Consider the following 675-nt stretch of genomic DNA (forward strand, 5'->3'; position numbering starts at 1 on the left):
CGGGCACGGCACCGGCGTCCCGCACGGTGCGTTCGAGCCGCCGCGCCACCTCCAGGTTGCGGCCGGGCGGCAGGCCGTGCGCCAGCAGGGTGCTCTCCAGGGCGAGGACCGGAACCCCGGCGTCGAGCGCGTCGGCGACCTCGGGTGCCGGGATCGGGGTGGGGTCGTGCTGTGGGTTCACGGGTGTGCATCCTCGCCGATGCCGCCGCCGGTCCGTGATGGGGCACCGGTCCGTGATGGGGCATCATGGGGGACGTGAGTACCCAGACGCTGCCCGATGTCGACACCCGGCCGGAGGGTGTCGAGGATCTCGACGACGACGTTCCGGAGAAGTTCCACTACGTGCGCAAGGACCAGATCGCCGAGAGCGCGGTCATGGGCTCGCACGTGGTGGCCCTGTGCGGCGAGGTGTTCCCGGTGACGAAGTCACCGCGGCCGGGTTCGCCGGTGTGTACCGAATGCAAGCGGATCTTCGAGGGGCTGCCGCCCGGCGGCGGGGACGACGACGAGTGACCGCACGGGTGGCCGCCCGACCCGGCCACCCTCACTGCGGTTCCCCCCACCGGTGCGGCAGCTCACCGGGTCCGTGCGCGTCGGGCTCCTGATCCGAGGGTTTCCCGGTGCGCGGGCCGCCGTCCGCCTCGCGGGGAGCCGGGACCGGGCGGGGCCCGGTCC

General features: G+C 73.9%; 2 protein-coding genes. One reads left to right on the forward strand and one right to left on the reverse strand.

Annotated elements, in window-relative coordinates:
• A partial coding sequence (locus tag SACPADRAFT_RS24840) for a pseudouridine-5'-phosphate glycosidase (RefSeq protein ID WP_007027884.1) occupies window positions 1-181 on the reverse strand: 181 nt, incomplete at its 3' end.
• A 65-nt stretch (window positions 182-246) separates the two neighbouring features.
• Between SACPADRAFT_RS24840 and SACPADRAFT_RS0201610 the strand changes: the two genes are divergently transcribed.
• Window positions 247-513 (forward strand): DUF3039 domain-containing protein, encoded by a 267-nt coding sequence (locus SACPADRAFT_RS0201610; protein WP_007027885.1) that lies wholly within the window; start codon window positions 247-249, stop codon window positions 511-513.
• Window positions 514-675 lie beyond the last annotated feature (162 nt).

Source organism: Saccharomonospora iraqiensis subsp. paurometabolica YIM 90007 (assembly GCF_000231035.2).
In the GTDB taxonomy this organism is placed as follows: Bacteria; Actinomycetota; Actinomycetes; order Mycobacteriales; family Pseudonocardiaceae; genus Saccharomonospora; species Saccharomonospora paurometabolica.

Bases quoted from the DNA above. Each gene is read 5' to 3' on its own strand.
- SACPADRAFT_RS0201610 (WP_007027885.1), top strand. From the start codon at position 247: ATGGGGGACGTGAGTACCCAGACGCTGCCCGATGTCGACACCCGGCCG.